General features: G+C 61.2%; 22 protein-coding genes, 2 tRNA genes and 1 riboswitch. Of the genes, 11 read left to right on the top strand and 13 right to left on the bottom strand.

Features of this window, described 5'->3' with window-relative positions:
• Nucleotides 1-10 precede the first annotated feature (10 nt).
• On the bottom strand, nt 11-1,351 hold the full coding sequence (locus Q4G24_RS14055; RefSeq protein ID WP_303367169.1) for an ATP-binding protein: 1,341 nt from the start codon (nt 1,349-1,351) through the stop codon (nt 11-13).
• Between the two features lie 57 nt (nt 1,352-1,408).
• Between Q4G24_RS14055 and Q4G24_RS14050 the strand changes: the two genes are divergently transcribed.
• The 3 genes from Q4G24_RS14050 (at nt 1,409) to Q4G24_RS14040 (ending at nt 2,784) form a co-directional block, all read left to right on the top strand.
• The gene (locus Q4G24_RS14050) at nt 1,409-2,251 is read left to right on the top strand and encodes an MBL fold metallo-hydrolase (protein WP_303367168.1); all 843 of its coding nucleotides are present in this window, start codon (nt 1,409-1,411) and stop codon (nt 2,249-2,251) included.
• A 92-nt stretch (nt 2,252-2,343) separates the two neighbouring features.
• Nucleotides 2,344-2,418: transfer RNA gene (locus tag Q4G24_RS14045), tRNA-Asn, on the top strand.
• Nucleotides 2,419-2,514: 96 nt separating this feature from the next.
• Nucleotides 2,515-2,784 carry a hypothetical protein gene (locus Q4G24_RS14040; protein ID WP_303367167.1) on the top strand — a complete coding sequence of 90 codons (270 nt, stop codon included), beginning with the start codon at nt 2,515-2,517 and terminating at the stop codon, nt 2,782-2,784.
• Nucleotides 2,785-2,957: 173 nt separating this feature from the next.
• On the opposite strand, the gene Q4G24_RS14035 is transcribed toward Q4G24_RS14040, so the two are convergent.
• From Q4G24_RS14035 to phaZ, 5 genes are all read right to left on the bottom strand, one after another.
• Entirely contained in the window at nt 2,958-3,380 is a 423-nt protein-coding gene (locus Q4G24_RS14035) for a pseudoazurin (RefSeq protein WP_303367166.1), read from the bottom strand.
• Complete coding sequence (locus tag Q4G24_RS14030; RefSeq protein ID WP_303367165.1) at nt 3,377-4,153, bottom strand: ABC transporter ATP-binding protein; 777 nt, start codon at nt 4,151-4,153, stop codon at nt 3,377-3,379. The genes Q4G24_RS14035 and Q4G24_RS14030 overlap by 4 nt, the downstream gene beginning before the upstream one ends.
• Nucleotides 4,150-5,172 carry an iron ABC transporter permease gene (locus Q4G24_RS14025; RefSeq protein WP_303367164.1) on the bottom strand — a complete coding sequence of 341 codons (1,023 nt, stop codon included), beginning with the start codon at nt 5,170-5,172 and terminating at the stop codon, nt 4,150-4,152. The genes Q4G24_RS14030 and Q4G24_RS14025 overlap by 4 nt, the downstream gene beginning before the upstream one ends.
• Entirely contained in the window at nt 5,169-6,173 is a 1,005-nt protein-coding gene (locus Q4G24_RS14020) for an ABC transporter substrate-binding protein (protein ID WP_303367163.1), read from the bottom strand. The genes Q4G24_RS14025 and Q4G24_RS14020 overlap by 4 nt, the downstream gene beginning before the upstream one ends.
• A 140-nt stretch (nt 6,174-6,313) precedes the next feature.
• A riboswitch (cobalamin riboswitch) is annotated at nt 6,314-6,505 on the bottom strand.
• Nucleotides 6,506-6,591: 86 nt separating this feature from the next.
• On the bottom strand, nt 6,592-7,923 hold the full coding sequence (phaZ, locus tag Q4G24_RS14015) for a polyhydroxyalkanoate depolymerase (protein WP_303367162.1): 1,332 nt from the start codon (nt 7,921-7,923) through the stop codon (nt 6,592-6,594).
• Nucleotides 7,924-8,024: 101 nt separating this feature from the next.
• On the opposite strand from phaZ, the gene phaC reads away from it, so the two are divergent.
• The 4 genes from phaC to Q4G24_RS13995 all read left to right on the top strand — a co-directional run bounded on the left by phaC (nt 8,025) and on the right by Q4G24_RS13995 (nt 11,662).
• Nucleotides 8,025-10,271 (top strand): class I poly(R)-hydroxyalkanoic acid synthase, encoded by a 2,247-nt coding sequence (phaC, locus tag Q4G24_RS14010; RefSeq protein WP_303367161.1) that lies wholly within the window; start codon nt 8,025-8,027, stop codon nt 10,269-10,271.
• A gap of 126 nt (nt 10,272-10,397) precedes the next feature.
• Nucleotides 10,398-10,862, top strand: coding sequence for a Phasin (locus tag Q4G24_RS14005; RefSeq protein ID WP_303367160.1), 465 nt, complete (start codon nt 10,398-10,400; stop codon nt 10,860-10,862).
• A 107-nt stretch (nt 10,863-10,969) separates the two neighbouring features.
• Nucleotides 10,970-11,533, top strand: a complete 564-nt coding sequence (phaR, locus tag Q4G24_RS14000; protein WP_303367159.1) for a polyhydroxyalkanoate synthesis repressor PhaR — start codon at nt 10,970-10,972, stop codon at nt 11,531-11,533.
• 39 nt (nt 11,534-11,572) lie between these two features.
• Nucleotides 11,573-11,662: transfer RNA gene (locus tag Q4G24_RS13995), tRNA-Ser, on the top strand.
• A gap of 279 nt (nt 11,663-11,941) precedes the next feature.
• Here Q4G24_RS13995 and Q4G24_RS13990 read toward each other — a convergent pair.
• From Q4G24_RS13990 to Q4G24_RS13980, 3 genes are all read right to left on the bottom strand, one after another.
• Nucleotides 11,942-13,015, bottom strand: coding sequence for an XRE family transcriptional regulator (locus Q4G24_RS13990; RefSeq protein WP_303367158.1), 1,074 nt, complete (start codon nt 13,013-13,015; stop codon nt 11,942-11,944).
• Nucleotides 13,016-13,021: 6 nt separating this feature from the next.
• Complete coding sequence (locus Q4G24_RS13985) at nt 13,022-13,642, bottom strand: hypothetical protein (RefSeq protein WP_303367157.1); 621 nt, start codon at nt 13,640-13,642, stop codon at nt 13,022-13,024.
• A 136-nt stretch (nt 13,643-13,778) separates the two neighbouring features.
• Nucleotides 13,779-14,453, bottom strand: a complete 675-nt coding sequence (locus tag Q4G24_RS13980; RefSeq protein WP_303367156.1) for a S24 family peptidase — start codon at nt 14,451-14,453, stop codon at nt 13,779-13,781.
• Nucleotides 14,454-15,006: 553 nt separating this feature from the next.
• Here Q4G24_RS13980 and Q4G24_RS13975 point away from each other — a divergent pair.
• Together Q4G24_RS13975 and Q4G24_RS13970 are read left to right on the top strand one after the other, a co-directional pair.
• Nucleotides 15,007-15,219, top strand: a complete 213-nt coding sequence (locus tag Q4G24_RS13975; RefSeq protein WP_303367155.1) for a hypothetical protein — start codon at nt 15,007-15,009, stop codon at nt 15,217-15,219.
• Nucleotides 15,219-15,626 carry a hypothetical protein gene (locus tag Q4G24_RS13970; protein ID WP_303367154.1) on the top strand — a complete coding sequence of 136 codons (408 nt, stop codon included), beginning with the start codon at nt 15,219-15,221 and terminating at the stop codon, nt 15,624-15,626. The genes Q4G24_RS13975 and Q4G24_RS13970 overlap by 1 nt, the downstream gene beginning before the upstream one ends.
• Nucleotides 15,627-15,631: 5 nt before the next feature.
• Here the strand turns inward: Q4G24_RS13970 and Q4G24_RS13965 are convergent, their stop codons facing one another.
• Nucleotides 15,632-16,441, bottom strand: a complete 810-nt coding sequence (locus Q4G24_RS13965; RefSeq protein ID WP_303367195.1) for a DUF3164 family protein — start codon at nt 16,439-16,441, stop codon at nt 15,632-15,634.
• A gap of 137 nt (nt 16,442-16,578) precedes the next feature.
• Here Q4G24_RS13965 and Q4G24_RS13960 point away from each other — a divergent pair, with 137 nt between their 5' ends.
• Nucleotides 16,579-17,007 carry a hypothetical protein gene (locus Q4G24_RS13960; protein ID WP_303367153.1) on the top strand — a complete coding sequence of 143 codons (429 nt, stop codon included), beginning with the start codon at nt 16,579-16,581 and terminating at the stop codon, nt 17,005-17,007.
• Here Q4G24_RS13960 and Q4G24_RS13955 read toward each other — a convergent pair.
• The 3 genes from Q4G24_RS13955 to Q4G24_RS13945 are packed head-to-tail and all read right to left on the bottom strand — an operon-like array spanning nt 17,000 to nt 18,425.
• Nucleotides 17,000-17,689 carry a recombinase family protein gene (locus Q4G24_RS13955; RefSeq protein WP_303367152.1) on the bottom strand — a complete coding sequence of 230 codons (690 nt, stop codon included), beginning with the start codon at nt 17,687-17,689 and terminating at the stop codon, nt 17,000-17,002. The genes Q4G24_RS13960 and Q4G24_RS13955 overlap by 8 nt on opposite strands.
• Nucleotides 17,686-18,075: a helix-turn-helix domain-containing protein gene (locus Q4G24_RS13950; protein WP_303367151.1), complete on the bottom strand. Its 390-nt coding sequence runs from the start codon at nt 18,073-18,075 to the stop codon at nt 17,686-17,688. Before Q4G24_RS13950 ends, Q4G24_RS13955 begins: the two co-directional genes overlap by 4 nt.
• The gene (locus tag Q4G24_RS13945) at nt 18,072-18,425 is read right to left on the bottom strand and encodes a DUF6516 family protein (RefSeq protein WP_225245198.1); all 354 of its coding nucleotides are present in this window, start codon (nt 18,423-18,425) and stop codon (nt 18,072-18,074) included. Before Q4G24_RS13945 ends, Q4G24_RS13950 begins: the two co-directional genes overlap by 4 nt.
• A 26-nt stretch (nt 18,426-18,451) precedes the next feature.
• Here Q4G24_RS13945 and Q4G24_RS13940 point away from each other — a divergent pair, with 26 nt between their 5' ends.
• The gene (locus tag Q4G24_RS13940) at nt 18,452-18,775 is read left to right on the top strand and encodes a hypothetical protein (RefSeq protein ID WP_303367150.1); all 324 of its coding nucleotides are present in this window, start codon (nt 18,452-18,454) and stop codon (nt 18,773-18,775) included.
• The last annotated feature ends 53 nt before the right edge of the window (nt 18,776-18,828 follow it).

Here is an 18,828-nt window from a genome sequence, read left to right as displayed (position 1 = left end):
GCGCCTTAGCCTAACGCGGGATCACCAGTTCGACCCGCAAACCCCCAAGCCGCTCGCCATCCATCAGCCGCAGGCTGCCACCATGGCTGCGCGCCATATCGGCAGCAATCGCAAGGCCAAGCCCGACCCCCTGCCCCCGGTCCTGATTGCGGGCCGGGTCCAGCCGGGTGAAGGGGCGAAGGGCCTCGTCGCGGCGATCCTCGGGGATACCGGGGCCGTCATCCTCGACCGAGACCTTCAGGCTGCGGTCCGACAGCGCCACCCCAACGCTGGCACGGGTGCCATAGCGGGTCGCATTGCCGATCAGGTTTTCGACCACGCGACGCACCGCAGCCGGGCGAAAGGTCGCAATCCCCACCGGATCACCCGCCGACACATCCAACGTCACATTCTGCCCGCCGCGCTGTGCATCGCTCACTACCTGCCGGATGAAATCCAGCGCCGCTACCGGCTCGGGCGGGCTGTCCTGCACATCCGTGCGCACCATATCCAGAAAGGCATCAACCATCTGCCCCATCTGCGCCACATCCCGCTCCATCGCGGTGATCTCATCCCGCTCCGGCGGCAGGTCGGTGGACAGCATCGACAGCCCCAGGCGCAGCCGGGTCAGGGGCGTGCGCAGGTCATGGCTGACCCCCGACAACATCAGCCGCCGCTGTTCGTTCAGCCGCTCGATCCGGTTGCGCATGTTCAGAAACGCCGTCCCGGCGCTGCGCACTTCGGTCGCACCCGAGGGCTTATAGGGCAACACCTGCCCCCGGCCATAAGCATCCGCCGCCCGCGCCAGCCGCCGGATCGGGCGCATCTGATTGCGCAGAAAGATCGTGGCAATGCCGCTCATCAAAGCCGAAGTGCCGATCATCAGCACCAGCAATTGATGCGGGTTGCGGGCGCTGACCCGGCTGCGCGAGAAATCCAGCCGATACGCCCCCCAGCGGCCATCCAGCGACAGTTGCACCAGCCGGTTCTGTGACAGATCCACCGCCCGGACGCGCGGCCCCACCTGATGCAGCACTTCGGTCACGATCCGCCCTGACAGGTCATCCCAACTGCGCAGGTCGGTATCAGCGATCGGTGCGGGCAGGGTCAGCTCCAGCCCCAGCGGTGCCGCGATCTGCTGCCCCACGGCCTGCGCCGCCGCCAGATCCGGGGCTGCCTCGATCCGGGCGGCGACAAAGCCGACCTCTTGCGCCATGCTGACGGTCATCTGCCGGGTGACGGATTCGAAATGCCGTTGCAGAAACAGCACCGTCACCACCAGCGTCACCGTAATCACCGGCATGAACAGGATCAGCGCCGCCCGCCCGTAAATCCCGCGCGGCATCAGATCTTTTGCCCAAGCCAGATTCATGTCAGCCTCCGTTACCGGGCCGCAGCTTGGCCCGATTTTCAGCAAAGGGAAACCCCGATGGCGATTCGCGTGCTGGCCCCCAACCCGTCCCCCCTGACCGGGCCAGGGACAAATACCTTCCTGATCGGCCAGCGCCATGTGGCCGTGATCGACCCTGGCCCCGATCTGCCCACCCATCGCGCCGCGATTCTGGCCGCCACACCGGGCCGGATCAGCCATATTTTCGTAACCCACGCCCATCTGGACCATTCCGAAGGCGCAAAGGCGCTGGCCAAGGCAACCGGTGCCCCGATCATCGCCTTTGGGCACGCCACCGAGGGCCGCTCGCCCCGCATGACCGCGCTGGCCGCAGCCGGGCTTTCGGGGGGCGGTGAAGGGCTGGACGCGGGCTTTACGCCCGACATCCGCCTGCGTGACAATGAGGCCATCGAGACCCCCGACTGGACGATCGAGGCCATCCACACCCCCGGCCATATGGGCAACCATCTGGCTTTTCGCATGGAAGATCAGGTGTTTTGCGGCGATCTGGTCATGGGCTGGTCCAGCACGCTGATCTCCCCGCCAGACGGCGATCTGGCAGATTATTTCCGCAGCCTCGACCGCCTGAACGCGCTGCGCCCCGCCCGGCTGATCCCCGCACATGGCGACGCGATCGAGGCCCCCCTGCCCCGGCTGGCCGAGCTTGCCGCCCATCGCCGCACCCGCAGCGCTCAAATCCTGACTGCCCTGCGCCAGGCCCCCGGCACCGCAGCCGAACTGGCCACCCGAATCTATGACGTGCCCCCCGCCCTGCTGCCCGCCGCCACCCGCAACACCTTCGCCCACCTGATCGCCCTGCAAGAACTCGGCGCCGTAACCGCCCCCGAGGGCGGACCAAACGACCAGTTCTCGATCTCTTGATAAATATTTTCAACGCATTGCAAAAAACGTCAAAAAATCTTCGCATACCCCCTTGCCGCCCCCCAAACCCAAAGCTATACACCGCCCCGTGTTCCGGCGTAGCTCAGCGGTAGAGCAGTTGACTGTTAATCAATTGGTCGTAGGTTCGATCCCTACCGCCGGAGCCAAATCCTTGTAAATCAAAATCTTAGCGGCGATTTGGCGGCATATGGACCTCATGCCCATTTGTTGATCTCACGCACGCCCCTGATTTGGGGGCCGTCATGGCTATCGCCAACTATGTCATCCGTCGCGGCGACTTTTACGCTTGGCGGCGCGTCTATTGCGGGAAGGCGATCCAAGCTCCGCTCTCAACCACCAGCGCCGCCGAGGCCCGACGCCTCGCGACAGTCGCGACCGCAGCCGCCGCCCTGGGCTGGCCGCTCCTTGACACAGGACGCGTCACCGTTCACGATGCGAAGGTGGAAATCCTGAACGCGGTTCGCTACGAGGCGCACGCGGTTTCTTGCTCCTGTGCTTTAATTCTCCGTTAGCACCAGAGCAAACGTCCTAACTATAAAGGGATTAAGACAGCGGCCTTGCTACGGCCTTCACATTTACGATTCAGCCCAAAAACCGCCCCGAACCAAAACGAAATCAAGACAAAAACCCCCAAAAGCTTCCGCGAGAGGGAACAGGTGGCCAGATCGCCCCCCTGCCCCGCACATTACTCATAAACGCCATCTATAATCTGCTCGAACCGCTGCGCCGCGCGGGCGGGCATTCCCTCGGGCGGGTCCGGGCGGGTCGGCTCATCCTCGGTGACTTCGATCAGCATGACCATGCCCATGGCGTAATGCGGCGTGCATTTGATGAAGTAATGACCCGGCTCGGTCAGGGTGATCTCGATTTCCTCGTTGATATTGCCGCGGAAGGATTCCGCGCCTTCGGGGATGCCGCCGTCGATGCTGGCGGCGTTATGGCTGGGCTGGGTGGCCAGAAACTTCACCGTATCGCCGGGCGCGATGCGCAGATATTGCGGGTCATAGATCATGGAACCGTGTTCGTTGCGGTTGAACATCTGCACCTCATGCGGTTCCGCGAAAGCCGGGGTCGCCATCAGGGCCAAGGCGATCAGGGCGTGTTTCATGGGGTTTTCTCCAGTGACAAAAAGCGGAACAGGGTTGCGGCATCGGTCGGGTCGGTCAGCAGGCGCGCGTCGATGCGGAAAATCCGGCGCAGGCGGTCGGGCGTCAGCACATCGCGCGGGGGGCCAAGCGCGACCATGCGCCCGGCCTCCATCACCGCCAGCCGGTCGCAGCCCATCGCCTGATTAAGGTCATGCAGCGCGATAACCACCGTCACCGGCAGGTCATCGACCATGCGCAGCAGGGCAAGTTGGTGATGAATGTCCAGATGATTGGTCGGCTCGTCCAGCAGCAGGATGCGCGGCTCTTGCGCCAAGGCGCGGGCGATCTGGATGCGCTGACGTTCACCGCCCGAGAGGGTGGCCCATGGCGCATCGGCCAGATGCGACATGCCGACCGTCTCCAGCGCGCGGGCGACAATCGCGGCGTCGCTCGCGCCAAAGGGCGACAGGGCCGTCAGAAACGGCGTCCGGCCCAGCTCAACCACATCGCGGGCGCGCAGGGCCTCGGTCGTGTCGGTCTGCTGCTCGACCACCGCCATGACCTGCGCGATCCGGCGGCGGGGCAGGCGGCGCAGGTCGGTGCCGTCCAGCGTGACCCGACCCGAGGCCCCGCGCGCCAACCCCGCCAGCAGCCGCAGAAGCGTCGATTTGCCCGACCCGTTCGGCCCGATCAGGCCCAGCGTCTCGCCCGGCGCGACGCTCAGATCGACGCCCGAGACCACCACGCGGCCCCGGCGCGGGCTCCAGCCGAGGTTATGCGCCTCCAGCCTCATTTCGCGCCCCGGCGGATCAGGATCAGTGCGAATCCGGGCGCGCCGACCAGCGCGGTGACGACGCCGATGGGGACGACCTGACCGGGGATCAGCACGCGCGAGACGATATCCGCGCCGATCAGGAACACCGCCCCCACCAAAGCCGCGACCGGCACCAGAACGCCGTGACGCGGCCCGGTCAGAAATCGCGCGGCATGGGGAATGACCAGCCCGACAAAGCCAATCGCGCCGACAAGGCTGACCATCACCGCCGTCATCGCCGTGACCGCGCCGATCAGCACCACCTGCACCGCGCGCACATTGATGCCCAGCGATGCCGCCGCGCTTGCGCCAAAGGTGAAGGCGTCGAGCGCCCGCATATGCCACAGACAGACCAGCAGCCCGATCACCGCCACCGGCACCGCCAGCGTCACATCGGGCCAGCGCGAGCCGGAGAGGTTGCCCAGAAGCCAGAACATGATCCCGCGCGCTTGCTCAGCATTGGCGGATTTGGCGATAAAGAACGAGGTCAGCGCGTTGAAAAGCTGCGATCCGGCGATCCCGGCCAGCACCATATGCGCAGGCCCGCCGCCCGCCGCGCGGGCCAGTGCCGCGACCAGCCCAAAGGCCAGCGCCGCGCCGATAAATGCACCGCCCGATATGCCGATGGCCCCGCCGCCAACGCCCATGATCGTGACCGCCACCGCCCCGGTCGAGGCCCCGGCGGACACGCCCAGCAGATAGGGATCGGCCAGCGCATTGCGCACCAGCGCCTGCAACACCACCCCCGACAGCGCCAGCGCGGCCCCGCAGGCGCTAGCGACCAGCGTGCGCGGCAGGCGATAGTTCCAGATGATCCCGGCCTCGACCCGGTCAACCTCATGCCCCGCCTGCCACAGATTATTGGCCAGCACCCGGAAAATATCGCCGGGCGGGATGGCGATTTCGCCTAAGGAGACCCCGGCCAGAACCGCCAGTATCAAGAGGCCCGCGCCCGCCAGCCCGCGCAGCGCGACCATGGCGGGTGCGGTGCGGATCATTTCAGGTCATACCCGGCCAGCGCCTCGGCCAGTTGTTCCAGCCCCATGACGTTGCGGATCGAGGGGTCCATCGAATGCCCGTCCATCACCACGATACGGTTGTTGATGACCGCATCCATCTGGCTGGCGACTGGATCGCTGCGCAGGAATTCCAGCTTGCGCTCGAAATCATCGGCGGGAAAGCGGCGGCGTTCCAGTTTCGCGATCACGATCACGGTCGGGTTGGCGCGGGCGATGGTCTCCCAAGCCACCGTCGGCCATTCCTCATCGCTTTCGATGACGTTGCGCAGGCCCAGCGCCTCCATCATATAGGCTGGCGGGCCTTTGCGACCGGCGACATAGGGGTCGATGTCCATTTCTGCCGACGAGAACCAGAACAGCGCCGAGGCATCGCCCAGATCCAGCGATTGCGCCTGCTCAATGGCGGCAGCCTCGCGCGCCTGAAGCGCGGCGATCAGCGCCTCGCCCCGTTCCGGCACGTCGAAGATCGCGGCCAGATCGGTGATGCCCTGCCAGATGCTATCCATGGTGAACATCTCGGTCCGGGTGCCGTCGGACCCGATGGTGTTATCCTTGCCCGCGCAATCGGCGGCCATGATATAGGTCGGGATCGCCAGATCGGCGAATTGCTCGCGGGTCGCGATGATCCCCTGCGGGCCGATGAACCATTCATATTGCGAGGCGACCAGATCGGGGCGCGTCTGAACGATGGATTCAAAGCTGGGGTCATTATCCGCCAGACGCGGGACGCGGGCGTTCACCTCAGCATATTCGGGCAGAACATCGGTGAACCAGACGCCGGTGCCGGTGACCTTGTCGGCAAGGTCCAGCGCATAGAGAACCTCGGTCGCGGCCTGACCGATGCTGGCTACACGTTCGGGCGCGGCGTCAAAGCGCAGCGGCACGCCGCAATTGTCAAACTCCAGCGGGTAATCCGTCCCGGCAAAGGCAGGCGCGGCAAGGCAGATCGCCGCAAGGGCGGTTGTCAATCGCAGATACATGGGATGTTCCTGATGATAATGGCCGCGCTTGCCGGGACAGGCGACAGGGCGCGGCGAAAATCGCCGGACATCATGCTGAAAGGCGCTATGCGCCGTGCCGTCAATGCCATGCCACACCTCCCGGACAACCCCGCCCGGATTTGGTTACGTTTCGCGTCGGCAGGTCTCCTGACTGGCGGGTCATCACCGGGCGCGGCCTTCCCGGGGTTGCCCCAGTGGCATGATCGCGCCGACTCACCGCCTACAGTTGCGGGGGCAGTTCCGGTTCGCCCCAGATGGGGCGGCGGATTCCCTATTGTTTCCATATGGAAACCGACGGGCCAGCGATAACGCAAAGCCTGCCCCGGTGGCAAGCACTTTCCCGATGCGCGCCGGTCAGGGGCAAGTCCCCTGCCTCGGCGATCGCACAGAGGGCGGATCAGACGGCGATCTTGCCATCCATACCCAACGCATCGGCGCTACCGCAGTCAACGGCCTTGCGGCCCACGGCGCGGCGTTTGGCGGGGGCACCGGCACATTCATCCATGAAATCCAGCACCAGCGGACGAATGTTCAGCCGCCACGACTTCCCCGCGAAAATGCCATAATGGCCTGCACCGGGTTCCAGATGCTGACGTTTCTTTTTGGCATCAACGCCGGTGCAAAGATCCAGCGCCGCAACGCATTGGCCGGGGGCAGAAATGTCGTCATTCGCGCCTTCGACCGTCATTACGCCAATGCCACTGATCTTGCCCAGATCGACCGGCTGGCCGTCCACGGTAAAGCGGTTCTGCGCGATTTCCAGCCCCTTGAAGATGCGTTCAACGGTGGACAGGTAGAACTCGGCGGTCATATCCATGACAGCCAGATATTCGTCATAGAACTTGTTGTGCTTGTCCCCTTCCGAGCCTTCACCCCGCGCTTCGGCGAAGATCTTGTCGATAAAGGCGCGGGCATGGGTTTCAGCATTCATGCTGATAAAGCTGCTGAGCTGCGCCAGCCCCGGATAGACCATCCGCCCTGCCCCGGCATATTTGAAGCCAACCTGCTGAATGGCCAGAGCCTCCAGCTCGCCCATGGTGACGCGGTTTCCGAAATCGGTGACTTCGGTGGCCGCAACGTCAGGGTCGATCGGACCGCCGATCAGGGTCAGGCTGCGCGGCTGGAACTGCGGGCCTTTGGCAGCCAGCATCGCAGTGGCGGCAAGGGCCAGAGGTGCGGGCTGACAGATGGCGATGACATGAGTTTCGGGGCCAAGATGCTCGATGAACTCGACCAGATATTTGGTGTAATCCTCGATGTCGAATTTGCCCGCACTCACCGGAATGTCGCGGGCATTGTGCCAGTCGGTCGCATAAAGATCACAGTCGGGCAGCAACGACACCACGGTGGACCGCATCAGCGTCGCATAATGGCCCGACATCGGCGCGACCAGCAGCACCTTGCGCGGCATCGGATCGCGGCGGGCGACGCGGAAATGGATCAGGTCGCCGAAATCGCGTTTCAGCTCGGTTTCCACATAGGTGATATGGTCCTGACCATCCGCACCGGGGATCGGGGGAATGTTCCAGTCAGGTTTGATGACCATGCGGGCGAAACTGCGTTCGGTGACGCGGCCCCATGCCGACAGCATCTTGAAGGCCGGGTTCGGAATCAGCGCAAAGGCAGGATAGGAGGCCACGGCACGGGCCGTCGCACCGATCCATTCATTCGTGTTGCGGATGGTTTCCATCGCATCATAGGACACGATCCCCCGATACCCTTTGAACATTCATCCGGTCCTTATTTCTTGCGGCAGGCGACGCGATTCGGTTGCGTTACGCTGCGTCTTGCGCTGGAATATGCATATGACGGTAGGGGGGGAATATCGCCATGGCAAGCAAAGACGACGATTCGATCAAAAAAGCACAACCATCTCAGGCGGCTTCGCGGAGGGGGCGTGGCCGCAAGGTGACGGCGGCACCAGCGGCGGCACCAGATGAATCGGCCCCGGCGGCCCCGAAACCGCCACGCCGCCGGACCAAGGCGCAGACTGCGCCCCTCGAAACAGCGGCCAAACAAACCACGGCCAAACAAACCACGGCCAAGCCTGCCCGGCCTCGAAAAACCGCCGCCAAGCCCCCCGCCCCCGAGGCTGTTGCAACACAGGCCAAGCCCACGAAAAAGCCTGCGACCAAGCCAGCAGGCCGCACCACGCGCGCCCATGCGCCGGTGCGCAGCGACACCCGCACCAGCAGCCGCCGCAAGGCAACCACCCACAAACCGGATCAAACCGAGGCCAGGCAAGAAGCGCAACCCGAGGCGACGACACCCCCCAGAACCACACCAGAAACAGCGGCAACCACGACGCTGCCACAGGCCGCCTATGACAGCATGACCGAGGCAATGGCCACCAATATCGAAAAGATCGAAACCCTGACCCAGCGGCTCGTCGCTGCCTTTTCTCGCCGCCGGGTGCATACGCCCGCGGTCGAGGGGCCGGGGCCAGACCTGTTCATGTCCTCGGCGCAGGCATGGATGAAACTTCTGTCCGAACAGCCCGCCCGACTGGTGGAACAGCAGGTCAGCTATTGGGGCGAAACGCTGAAACACTACGCCCGCCTGCAAGAAACCGCCGCCCGTGGCAAGCTGGCGGTCGAGGATGATCCCGACGAAAAGGACAAACGGTTCCAGAACCCGTTGTGGCGCACGCATCCGTTCTTTGACGCCGTCCGCCGCCAGTATCGCATCAATGCCGATGCCATGCTGCGCGCCGCACGAGAGTTGCAACTGCCGCATGAAACCGACCGCATCCGCGTCGAATGGTTTACCCGGCAGCTTGTCGATATGATGGCGCCGACCAATTTTCTGGCCACCAACCCCGACGCGCTGCAACGCGCCGTCGAAACCGAGGGCCGCAGTCTTATCAAGGGGCTGGAAAACCTTGTCCGCGATGTCGAGGCGGCAGGCGGCGAAATGATTGTCTCGCTTGCCGATCGTGACGCCTTCAGCGTGGGTGAGAACATCGGCACCGCCGAAGGCCGCGTCGTGCGGCGTGAACGCCTGTATGAGCTGATTCAATACAGCCCGACGACGGAACAGGTCCATCAGATCCCGTTGGTGATTTTTCCGCCCTGGATCAACAAATTCTACATCATGGACCTGAAGCCGCAAAACAGCCTGATCCGCTGGATCGTCGATCAGGGCTATACACTGTTCGTGGTCAGTTGGAAGAACCCCGACGCCAGCTTTGCCGATGTCAGCTTGCAGGATTACGCCGGGGCCTATCTGACCGTCATGGATCAGGTGCTTGCCGAAACCGGACAGGAAAAGCTGAACGCCATCGGTTACTGCATCGCCGGCACCACGCTGTCGCTGGTGCTGGCCCTGCTGAAATCGCGCGGCGATGACCGGGTGAACAGCGCCACGTTTTTCACCACCCTGACCGACTTCTCGGATCAGGGAGAGTTCACCACCTATCTGACCAATGATTTCGTCAACGGTCTGGATGAGGAAGTCGTCACCCACGGCATTCTGCCCGCGCAGTTGATGACCCGCACTTTCAGCTTTCTGCGGGCAAATGATCTGGTGTGGGGACCGGCGATCCGCAGCTATATGATGGGCGAGGCACCACCAGCCTTTGACCTGCTGTATTGGAACGGCGACGCCACCAACCTGCCGGGCCGCATGGCGATGGATTACCTGCGCGGGCTTTGTCAGGACAACCTGTTTGCGGGCGCGGGCCTGACCCTGTTCGGTCAGGAATTGCACCTGAAAGATGTGACCGTGCCGCTTTGCGCCATCGCCTGCGAAACCGACCATATCGCACCATGGCTGCATAGCTGGAAGGGAATCTCGCAGATGGGTTCCCCGGACAAACGCTTCATCCTGTCGGAATCGGGCCATATTGCCGGGATCATCAACCCGCCCAGCAAGAAGAAATACGGCCATTATACGTCTGACGCGGGTTTTGATGGCGGTGCTGCCGCGTGGAAACAGGCTGCCACCTATCACGAAGGTAGCTGGTGGCCACGCTGGCAGGATTGGCTGTCGGGTCACTCTGGCCCGATGGTTCCCGCCCGCACCCCCGTCGAAGGTTTCGGTGCCGCCCCCGGCACTTACGTCAAGGAAGGGGCCTGACCGCGGCGAATGCTGCGGCGCAGCATATTTGGGCTTGAAATGCTGCGGTGCAGAATGTATGTTGCTTTTATCCGCAATGGATGATCGGCGCCCCCAGCGGCGCTCAGGGAATGAGGAGAGACTGACATGGCAAAAGCCCCCGACTTCACCAAAGCCTTTCAAGACATGATGAGCCAGTTCCCGGTTGACACCAGCTCGGTTCAGGATGCGTTCAAGTCGCAAACCGCGCTGAACGAAAAGATGGCCCGCGTCACGCTGGCCGCGGCCGAGCGTTCGACCGAGATCGGCGCGCAATGGGCCAAGGACGCCATCGCTCGTCTGGGTGAACTGACCGCGACCAAGGAAGACCCTTCGGAATACGCCAAGGCCGTCAGCGATTTCGCCACCGCAGCCACCGAAATGGCCGCCGAGCATATGGCCGCCTTTGCCGAGGTTGCCAAGAAAGTGCAGATGGACACCGTTGACCTGATGCTGACCGCCGGCAAGGACATCGCTGCCGACGCGCAGAAGGTTGCCGAGAAGGCCGCCAAGGACACGCAGGCCGCCGTGAAAAAAGCAACCACCGCTGCAACCACCGCGACCAAGGCCTGATTTTTCGGCCATGGAATCAAAGGGGCGCTTTCGGGCGCCCTTTTTCTTTTGCATTTGCCAGATTGCAGCCGCAGAATGACCGGACGACCATCCAAGGGGGGTTCCGAATGGCCGCTTCAACCGACGCGCCGCTGCTGATAAAGCGTTATGCCAGCCGCCGCTTGTATAACACCGAAACCAGCGATTACGTCACGCTGGAGGACATTGCCGCCTTTATCCGGCAGGGACGAGAGGTCAAGATCGTTGATCTGAAATCCGGCGACGACCTGACCCGGCAATATCTGCTGCAAATTATTGCCGAACATGAAAGCCGTGGCGAAAACGTCCTGCCCGTCGATGTGCTGACCGATCTGGTGCGCAGCTATACCACGCAGGCGCAATCCGTGGTGCCGCAGTTTCTGGCCGCCAGCTTCGAGATGCTGCGCGAGGGTCAGTCCAAGCTGATCGAGAATATGTCCCGCGCCAATCCCATGGCCTCCATGCCCGGATTCGAGCAACTACAACGCCAGCAACAGATGTTTTTGCAGGCGATGATGGGCAACTGGCCCGGCGCCGGCACCGCCACCGGCCCCGCCCCCGAGGACACGAGCAGCCCCTCCCCCCCCGCCGACGATATGACCGACATTCGCCGCCAACTTGCAGATTTACAGGCCCGGATTGCAAAGCTCTGACTTGCACCCGCCCGCATGACAGGCTAAACGACCCGACACGGACGGTTGGCCGAGTGGTCGAAGGCGCACGCCTGGAAAGTGTGTAGGCGGGGAACCGTCTCGAGGGTTCGAATCCCTCACCGTCCGCCATAATCCCTGTTGCAAACACGGACAGGCGCCCTTCACGGCGCAGAAATAGTCGTGTTTTCAAAGGGCTTTGCCTCCCCCATCCGAACCTCTGAGACTGTGCGCCAGGCCTGTTTCGGGCTCTGAATGGTGTAGCGCGACAAAAAAACGGTCCACCTGTAGCGCGACAAAAAGACCGGCGAAAATGGTCAAAAAAACCGGCGAAAAGCCTTCAGCATAGTGTGTGTGACGGCGTCGAGCTATGTGATTTCCGCATGGCTTGACGCCGGCTCTAGCCTGCGCTCACTTCACCACAGAGAGGCGAGTATTCCGAGGTGGGCGTGGCTTCCGCTGCTCCAGCAGGCCATCAAGCAACGAGTTCACCTCGGCTAATGGTAGCCCTATGTCAGTTGCAAGGTGATCTCTTGTTTTCTTGTCCTCCCAGAGCGCTCCCAAAATCATTGGCCAAAGGGCAGATGTTTCCCGTTCAATACCTTGGGGTTCTGAAGATCGATACCCCATCTGCCCCAGCTGAATATAGAGCATGCGATTCTGCCACTCTGTCAGCAAGCGGAGTGAAAAAAGCCTATATGTCAACGCCATTGCCGACACACGCCACCGGGCCTTCGATTTAATAATCGCAGCCGGTGAAACCGTTCGAGGACGATACAGTCTAACATCAGCCTCAGGCATGATGAATGAGGCAGCGAATTCGTTCGCTTCCTTTTCACCTTGCCTAGTATCCTTCGGAGCGCTTTGCCTATGCAAAACAAGGTGTCCCAGCTCATGTGCGGCATCATAGCGCATGCGCTCAGCCGACTTCTGATTGTTCAAGAAGATATAGGCCTGTCCCTTCGCCCAAAACGAGAATGCATCGACATGCAGGTTTTGTTCGTTCAGTGATAAAACGCGAATGCCTTTTGCTTCAAGCAAGCGAATCATATGAGGAATTGGCTGATCTCCAAGCCCCCATCTTTGCCGCAAGAGGCGGGCTGCCACGTCTGGTGGCGTTCCGGGATCAGCCTCAAGCAGGTTCAGAAGAGGAAGGTTAAATTGCTCGGACAATCGGTCAAGCAAAAGAACCCCGAACTGGCCGGCAGTAATTGCCGCGTCGCGCTGTGCAGCCGACATTGCGCTCATGCTCCGAAAGCTGACATTATCCGCACTAAGGTCACACAGGTCAGAGCCATCGAAGAACTCTATCGGGTAGTTTAACGCATTTGCCAGAATGGCGACCGTTTCTTGTGATGGCTCCTTGATCATACCGCGCTCTAGGCGTGAAATCGTGTTCGGAGCCAGCCCTGCTAGGCTAGCAAGCGCCTTACCGGTCATTGACCGCCTTTTTCGTGCAGCAGAAAGTCGGCTTCCATTGAACATTTGTTATCACTTGCGAGAAATCGCAATCTCAAGAACCGGTGCCGGTGCCTCTTCTGGCAAAATGACAGCAGGGTCAAGATCACTGTCTGCACGGAGTATAATGCGCTCCCCGTAAGACGTGAAAAAGCCCCCTTCAATTACCATAGATGAGAGCTCAACTCGACCGTCATCATCAACCAGTAGATAGTAGACGGCGGCACAACTCATCTCACGCCCTTTGATTAGGTGAGGTAGGTGTATCCCTGTTGCTTCGAAAAGGTTGATGGAGGACATTTTTTCGCTCTGCGGTCCCCGCTTTGAGCGCGGCTGAGGCAGATGAAGCTGACAACATGAAATTGCGTTTTGGAAATAGACAATAGTCTGGCCGTCACGGCTGATGATCCCCTCAAGGTTGCCGCGCCGGTAAGGTTCCCATCTGTCACCAACATGCTCACCCCGAAGGCTCTCTCCTCCTACAAGATACCTGTTCATTCCCGGTGCCATCTTCAAAGCAAACGGACTTACGTCACGACCGGCCGCTAATGCCGTATCGGCTGTCGCTAGAAGAGAAGCACGAGTTAGGCCAAGTGCCTCAAGGCGCGCGTCAGCCTTATCGCCGGTGAGAGGTTCTGAAGGGTAGGCTTTCACCTGAAGCTCCGCGTTGATTTTTCAGACCTCATTTGAGGGAAAAAAAATCAACATGTCAAGCGTGACCTATCCGTAACCTCCAAAGAGAGCGGGGCGATCTGTCTTTGCTTGAACCATCCCCCCCATCCCCCACGCTCTACACCCCCCCGTCCCTCAGTGAATGGCCGCGCCATACCACTTCACCGAGGATCGTGTAGCGGTCGGCGTCGGCGGTTGGGACCAACTCGGTCGGGTAAGCATCATTATCAGAGTGCAGAATCATGGTGTCGGCCAGGACTTCGATACGTTTGACCCGTGCATCGCCGTCGGGACCGACCAGAGCATAGATCCGGCGGCCACGCGGGCTTCTGCGGCGCTTGTCGATCAGGACCAGATCGCCGTCATCCAGCGTCGGGGCCATGCTATCACCCTGGACGCTGACAACCATTGATTCCCTGGCGGAAATGCCCTCGCGGGTGAGCCAGTCGCGGCGGAATGCAACCGCACCAGCCTCAAGCTCTTCAGCGTTCAGCGCACCGCCACCAGCCGAGAACTGCGCATCGTAGCGCCGCACGGCATCGTATTCTTCACCGTCAATTTCCACAGATACGGGCGGCGCGAGATCGCGCGGGGGTCCGATGTAGAACTCGAGGCCGAGCGCATCACACAAAGCTAATAACTTGGAATACGTGGGTTCCGATCCTCGCCGCATGTTCTGAATAATAGATGTATCGGGGCGACCAAACGCCCTTTCTCCCAACTGTGCTTGGGTCAGGCCCAGATCAGTGCGACGCGCTTCGACCTGCGCAAGAAGGGTTTCAAGAACGCTCATAGTGCAAAATTACACCAACAAACACCATCAGCACAATCCCCTGTTGACTCGCTTCAAGGTCAGTGTAAATTAACATTTATAATCAAGTGTAAAATTACACTATGATCGACAAGCACCAGTTACTCACCCTTGTGGACGCATACGGCCGGCACACAAACACCGCTGATGCCACGATCTCCAACAAAATGGTTGGGAGTGCGCGGTTAGTTACGCGGCTGCGGGGCGGCCTTGGCTGCACGCTTGAATCGGCAGATCGTGCATGGCGCTGGCTCTCAACCCATTGGCCTGTCGATCTCGAATGGCCACGTTCGGTCCCCCGTCCCCCCAAGTCAAAGGAAGCAGCATGATGTTTGCAGCGCTGCGTCGCCGTCTGGCGCTTCGTATTTGCCCAGAGTTGGCGGACCTTCCGCCTCTCGCTGATAGCGCCCTTAAAGGGCGGTCATCACCCGCCGCATTTGAGGCAGCCCAACAAATCAGGCTGCTGGACCGGCTTTATGCTGCACGCACCGGGACAGTCCTGGCGCATCGGAGTGCGCCCGCTTGCTGCGGACCCATGCACCGCTGGCGCACCGAACGGATGGCAATAACCCGCAAAGCGGTCAGCGCCGTAATCCGGGTTCGCCGCGATCCGGCCCGCGGGATTCACCCGAGCACCCATTTTATCGCCCTGAACTATTTCAGCGCGATCTGGCCCGATGGGCTGAGCTGGCCCGAAGGGGTCAAGCGCCCCGACGGCGAAACGTCCGTAACTTTAAGGATAGCCTGATGCTTTTCCCGAACATCCAGATGTCTTGCGTTGACCTTAGCGTGCAGCCCTCAATCATTCCTGTTGGCAACGGTTTTGCCGACATCAGTCGCGACCGCAGCCAGGACGAGCCCCATAAATGGGGCGTCATCGAGGCTTGCACGGCGAGCGATCAGGAGATTTCCGAACGCTCGGCTGCTGGTGAGTTTCCCTTTGACGTGATCGAGGAGCACATCACCCAGCTGTGGTTCTCTGATCGCGGCAGCTTCCGCGCGGCCTGGCGGGCAGCACGCAGCATCCTCCGGCATGGCAGCAAGGTCGCAAACGCCAAAGCCAGAATCGTGACAAGTGCCGCCGAAGTCAACGGCACGCCGGTCAGCGGACTATTCATCCAGCCGTCATGCCATCACATCGTAGGGGCTGCGTGATGCCTTCATATCCACCCATCAAACCTGTCGTCACGCGGCACACGGCCGACCATGATGCCGCTTCCTTGTCCGTCGGGCATGAACACGCGGCCACCGCACGTCCCGCATTCAAAGGTATTGTGCTGAACCGGCTGCAGGATCGACTTGATCTTCTTGTTATAGCAGGCAGCGCATATGCAGTGAATCGGCTCCCCGTTTGCATGCGTGGGTTGCAGTTCATACACGAACGAACCCTGTTCAGTCCTCTTCGGCCTGTAACGGATCGCCTCGGCCTGAAACTGGTCCGCCTGTCGCTGTTCCTGCTCAAGTGCAGCAACAGCGCGCTGCATCGCTACCTGCTCCGCCTGAATCTTGATCAGGTTGTTCAGAAGCTCGGAGATCAGTCTTTTAGCGGCGATCTCGTCAAACTCGGGCTCATCAAGGAGCCCCTTCACGTTCGTAGCGATAACCACGGCACGGATCTCGGCCCGTGCATCTGCTGCCCATTCGTTCAGGCATTCATCAACCAGCGCCTTGGCGATCTGGAGCTCGGGGCCAAAGTCGATCAGATCTGCAATGCGGATTTCGACCTTCATCAACGCATCATGGGTCTGATAGGTCCGGTTGCCCTTGGCGCCGCCCTTGGTCGCCTGATATTGCTGCGCAAGCAGTGCGTCAAAGTCGCCAAGGTCGGTAAAAGTATGAGCCTTGAAGCGGGCGATCTGCTCGCTGAGCGCCAGACCAAAGCCGATAATCTTGCGAACGGTCTCGTCCTCGAGCAGCACCTGCGGCTTGATCAACTCGACCGGCACCAGCGCCCCCTTCCCATCCTGCAGATAGGTCTTGTCGCCGAACTACCGAACCGGCCAGGGTTGAGGATGTAGATGCCGAAGGACTGAATTCTGCTGACAATACAAACAGTCCAGCTCGGCGAGCTCACGTCACGACAACAGCCAAGAAATATGTCGACGCTGTGAAGGCCTTTGAGAAGCGAACAACGGCGCTGAAGGGCAGCCCGATAACAACAGCTGAACTGGTTCGTTTGCGGGCCCTCCTGCAAATTGTCCTGGCTGGGGCGATGCCCGTTGCCGGACAAGCGAAAGAACATCAGGTGCTTCCATTGGAAACGAAGGATAGCACTGAGTGGCCGCGTCTGATTGGGCGATTGCTGCGCCAGCATTTTGGGACGATCCGCGCGCTACAGTCCCTTCAGGTCGAAGACGATGAGAGCGAGCACACGCGGGTTCTGGATTACCTTGCAACGGCGAAATTCGCAGCACAGATGGCCGTTCGAGGGGCTCAGTCCAGTCGGTCGCTTGCTCCGATTCAGAAAGCCCTCGGCGCGCTTTCTGCAGACCTTGAAACTCAGATCGAGCAATTCATACTGCCTGAGATCACATGATCCGATTCCTCACCAAGGGCCACAAAGAGCTTGGCGTGAATGAAGCGCGACGAACGCTCAGACCCAGAATTGAACAGCCGCAGATTGTCATGCCTGCCGAGGCTTTCAGCCGGAAACAAACCTGCTGCGGGTTGAATAAGGATGTCCGTTGGCGGCATCCCCAGGACCGACCGTAGCCGATAGGCGGCAGAGAGCCGTTCCAGAAGCCTTGCCGCGCGTTCTCCTTCAACGCCCGCATGACGTGCTTGCCGTTCTCTTTCGACTGATATTCATCGAACAGCGCCATGATTTGCCGCATCATGACGTGCATGGGGTCGTCGCCCATTTCCTGTGTGATCGAAACCAGCTTGACGCCGTTCTTGGCGAGCTTCCTGACGTTGAACTCCAGCTCGAAGTGATCGCGGAAGAATCGGCTGAACGAATGGACCACGACGACATCGAAAGGCGCGGGTTTGGACGTGCCCGCCTCGATCAGCCGTTGAAACTCGGGGCGGCGGTCATTGGTGGCGGACGCGCCGGCTTCCACGAAGGTTTCGACAAGCTGGTAGCCGCGCGAGGCGCAATAAGCCTCGCCCTGCTTGCGCTGGTCGGGAATCGACACGTCATGCTCGGCCTGCCGCGTCGTGGAGACGCGCAGGTAGAGCGCGGCGCGCAGAGTGACGTGGAGACTTTGGATATTCATAGCGCGCTTCCTTTCGCGGCCCGGCGTTCTATCAGTGGCAGCTCCAGCGCCACGCGATCATGCAGCACTTTGGGAACGACCTTCTGGCCCTCGCCGGGGTCCATGCGGACAAGGCCGTAGTTCACCATCGTCTTGAGGGTGCGGGACAGGCTGGGCTTCGACCGCCCGGTGATCCGCGACAGTTCCTCCAGCGAGCCGGGCGACTGCTCGTCGATGACGCGCAGCAACTCGCGGTTCCCGCTGGACAGGATTTGCGCGAAGGATTCCGTGGACGTGAACCACACCTTCGGATCGTCCGCCGCCGGCTTTTCCTCGCCCTTGGCAATCCGCATGGTGCGGGCCTTCATTTCCTCGTAGTCGGCAATCCCGACTTTCAATGTGGTCATGTTACGCCTCGCTCCTTCAACACCGCGTCCACCGCCTGCCAGAAGTCGGCCAGCAGCGTGGCCGCGTCCTCGTAGGCATAGGGCTTCACGGTCTGGAGGCGGTGCCGATGGTCCATCGGCTCGCCGCGTCTGCCCCGGCCGACCGGATGGGCGTTATCGAAGCCGACCAGCCGTTCGCCCGAAGGCCCGTGAAGCGTGAGCGAGTAATCGAGGCCGTGCGGCTTTTCCGGCGATGCCGGAACGCGGGTGACAACGAACTTCACCCAATGGCCGCCCTCGGGATCGACAACGAGCACCTGTCCGTCGAGGTCCAGAAGCGTGTCGAGGCTCGGGTCACGATCCTCGCTCATGGCTTACTGTTACCATCTGATGTTAATTGCAACAAGCCCTGATTGTCAGGATCGTCGATTGGGCCAAACAGCCGGTCGAGCACATCGCCGAAATACCGCTCGAAGATTTGCAGTTCTTCCTCGGTGATCGGCACCTTTTCGGGCCAGTCGTCGAAGACCGGCAGTGCTTCAACATCGACGATGCGAAGCGGCGACCTGCGGCGCTCCCGGCCGTCTGGCGTGGGCTCGTCGGCGTAGTCGAACAGATCGTCGGGGAGTGCTTCAGGGACCGGGTGTCGCGGTCGCCCTTTACGGGCGCGGTGGCGCCCCGATCAAAGCGACCGGAGGAGCTTTACAACGCAGAAATTTAGTGACCTGCCCCCCTTTGTTCCCTCGTTTATAACGAGAGTCTGCGGGTTTTATT

Origin of the sequence: Paracoccus sp. (in: a-proteobacteria), assembly GCF_030538695.1 — a bacterium.
Taxonomy (GTDB): domain Bacteria; phylum Pseudomonadota; class Alphaproteobacteria; order Rhodobacterales; family Rhodobacteraceae; genus Paracoccus.
Note: the sequence above shows the minus strand (reverse complement) of the source record. Positions and strands in the feature narration are given on the sequence as shown.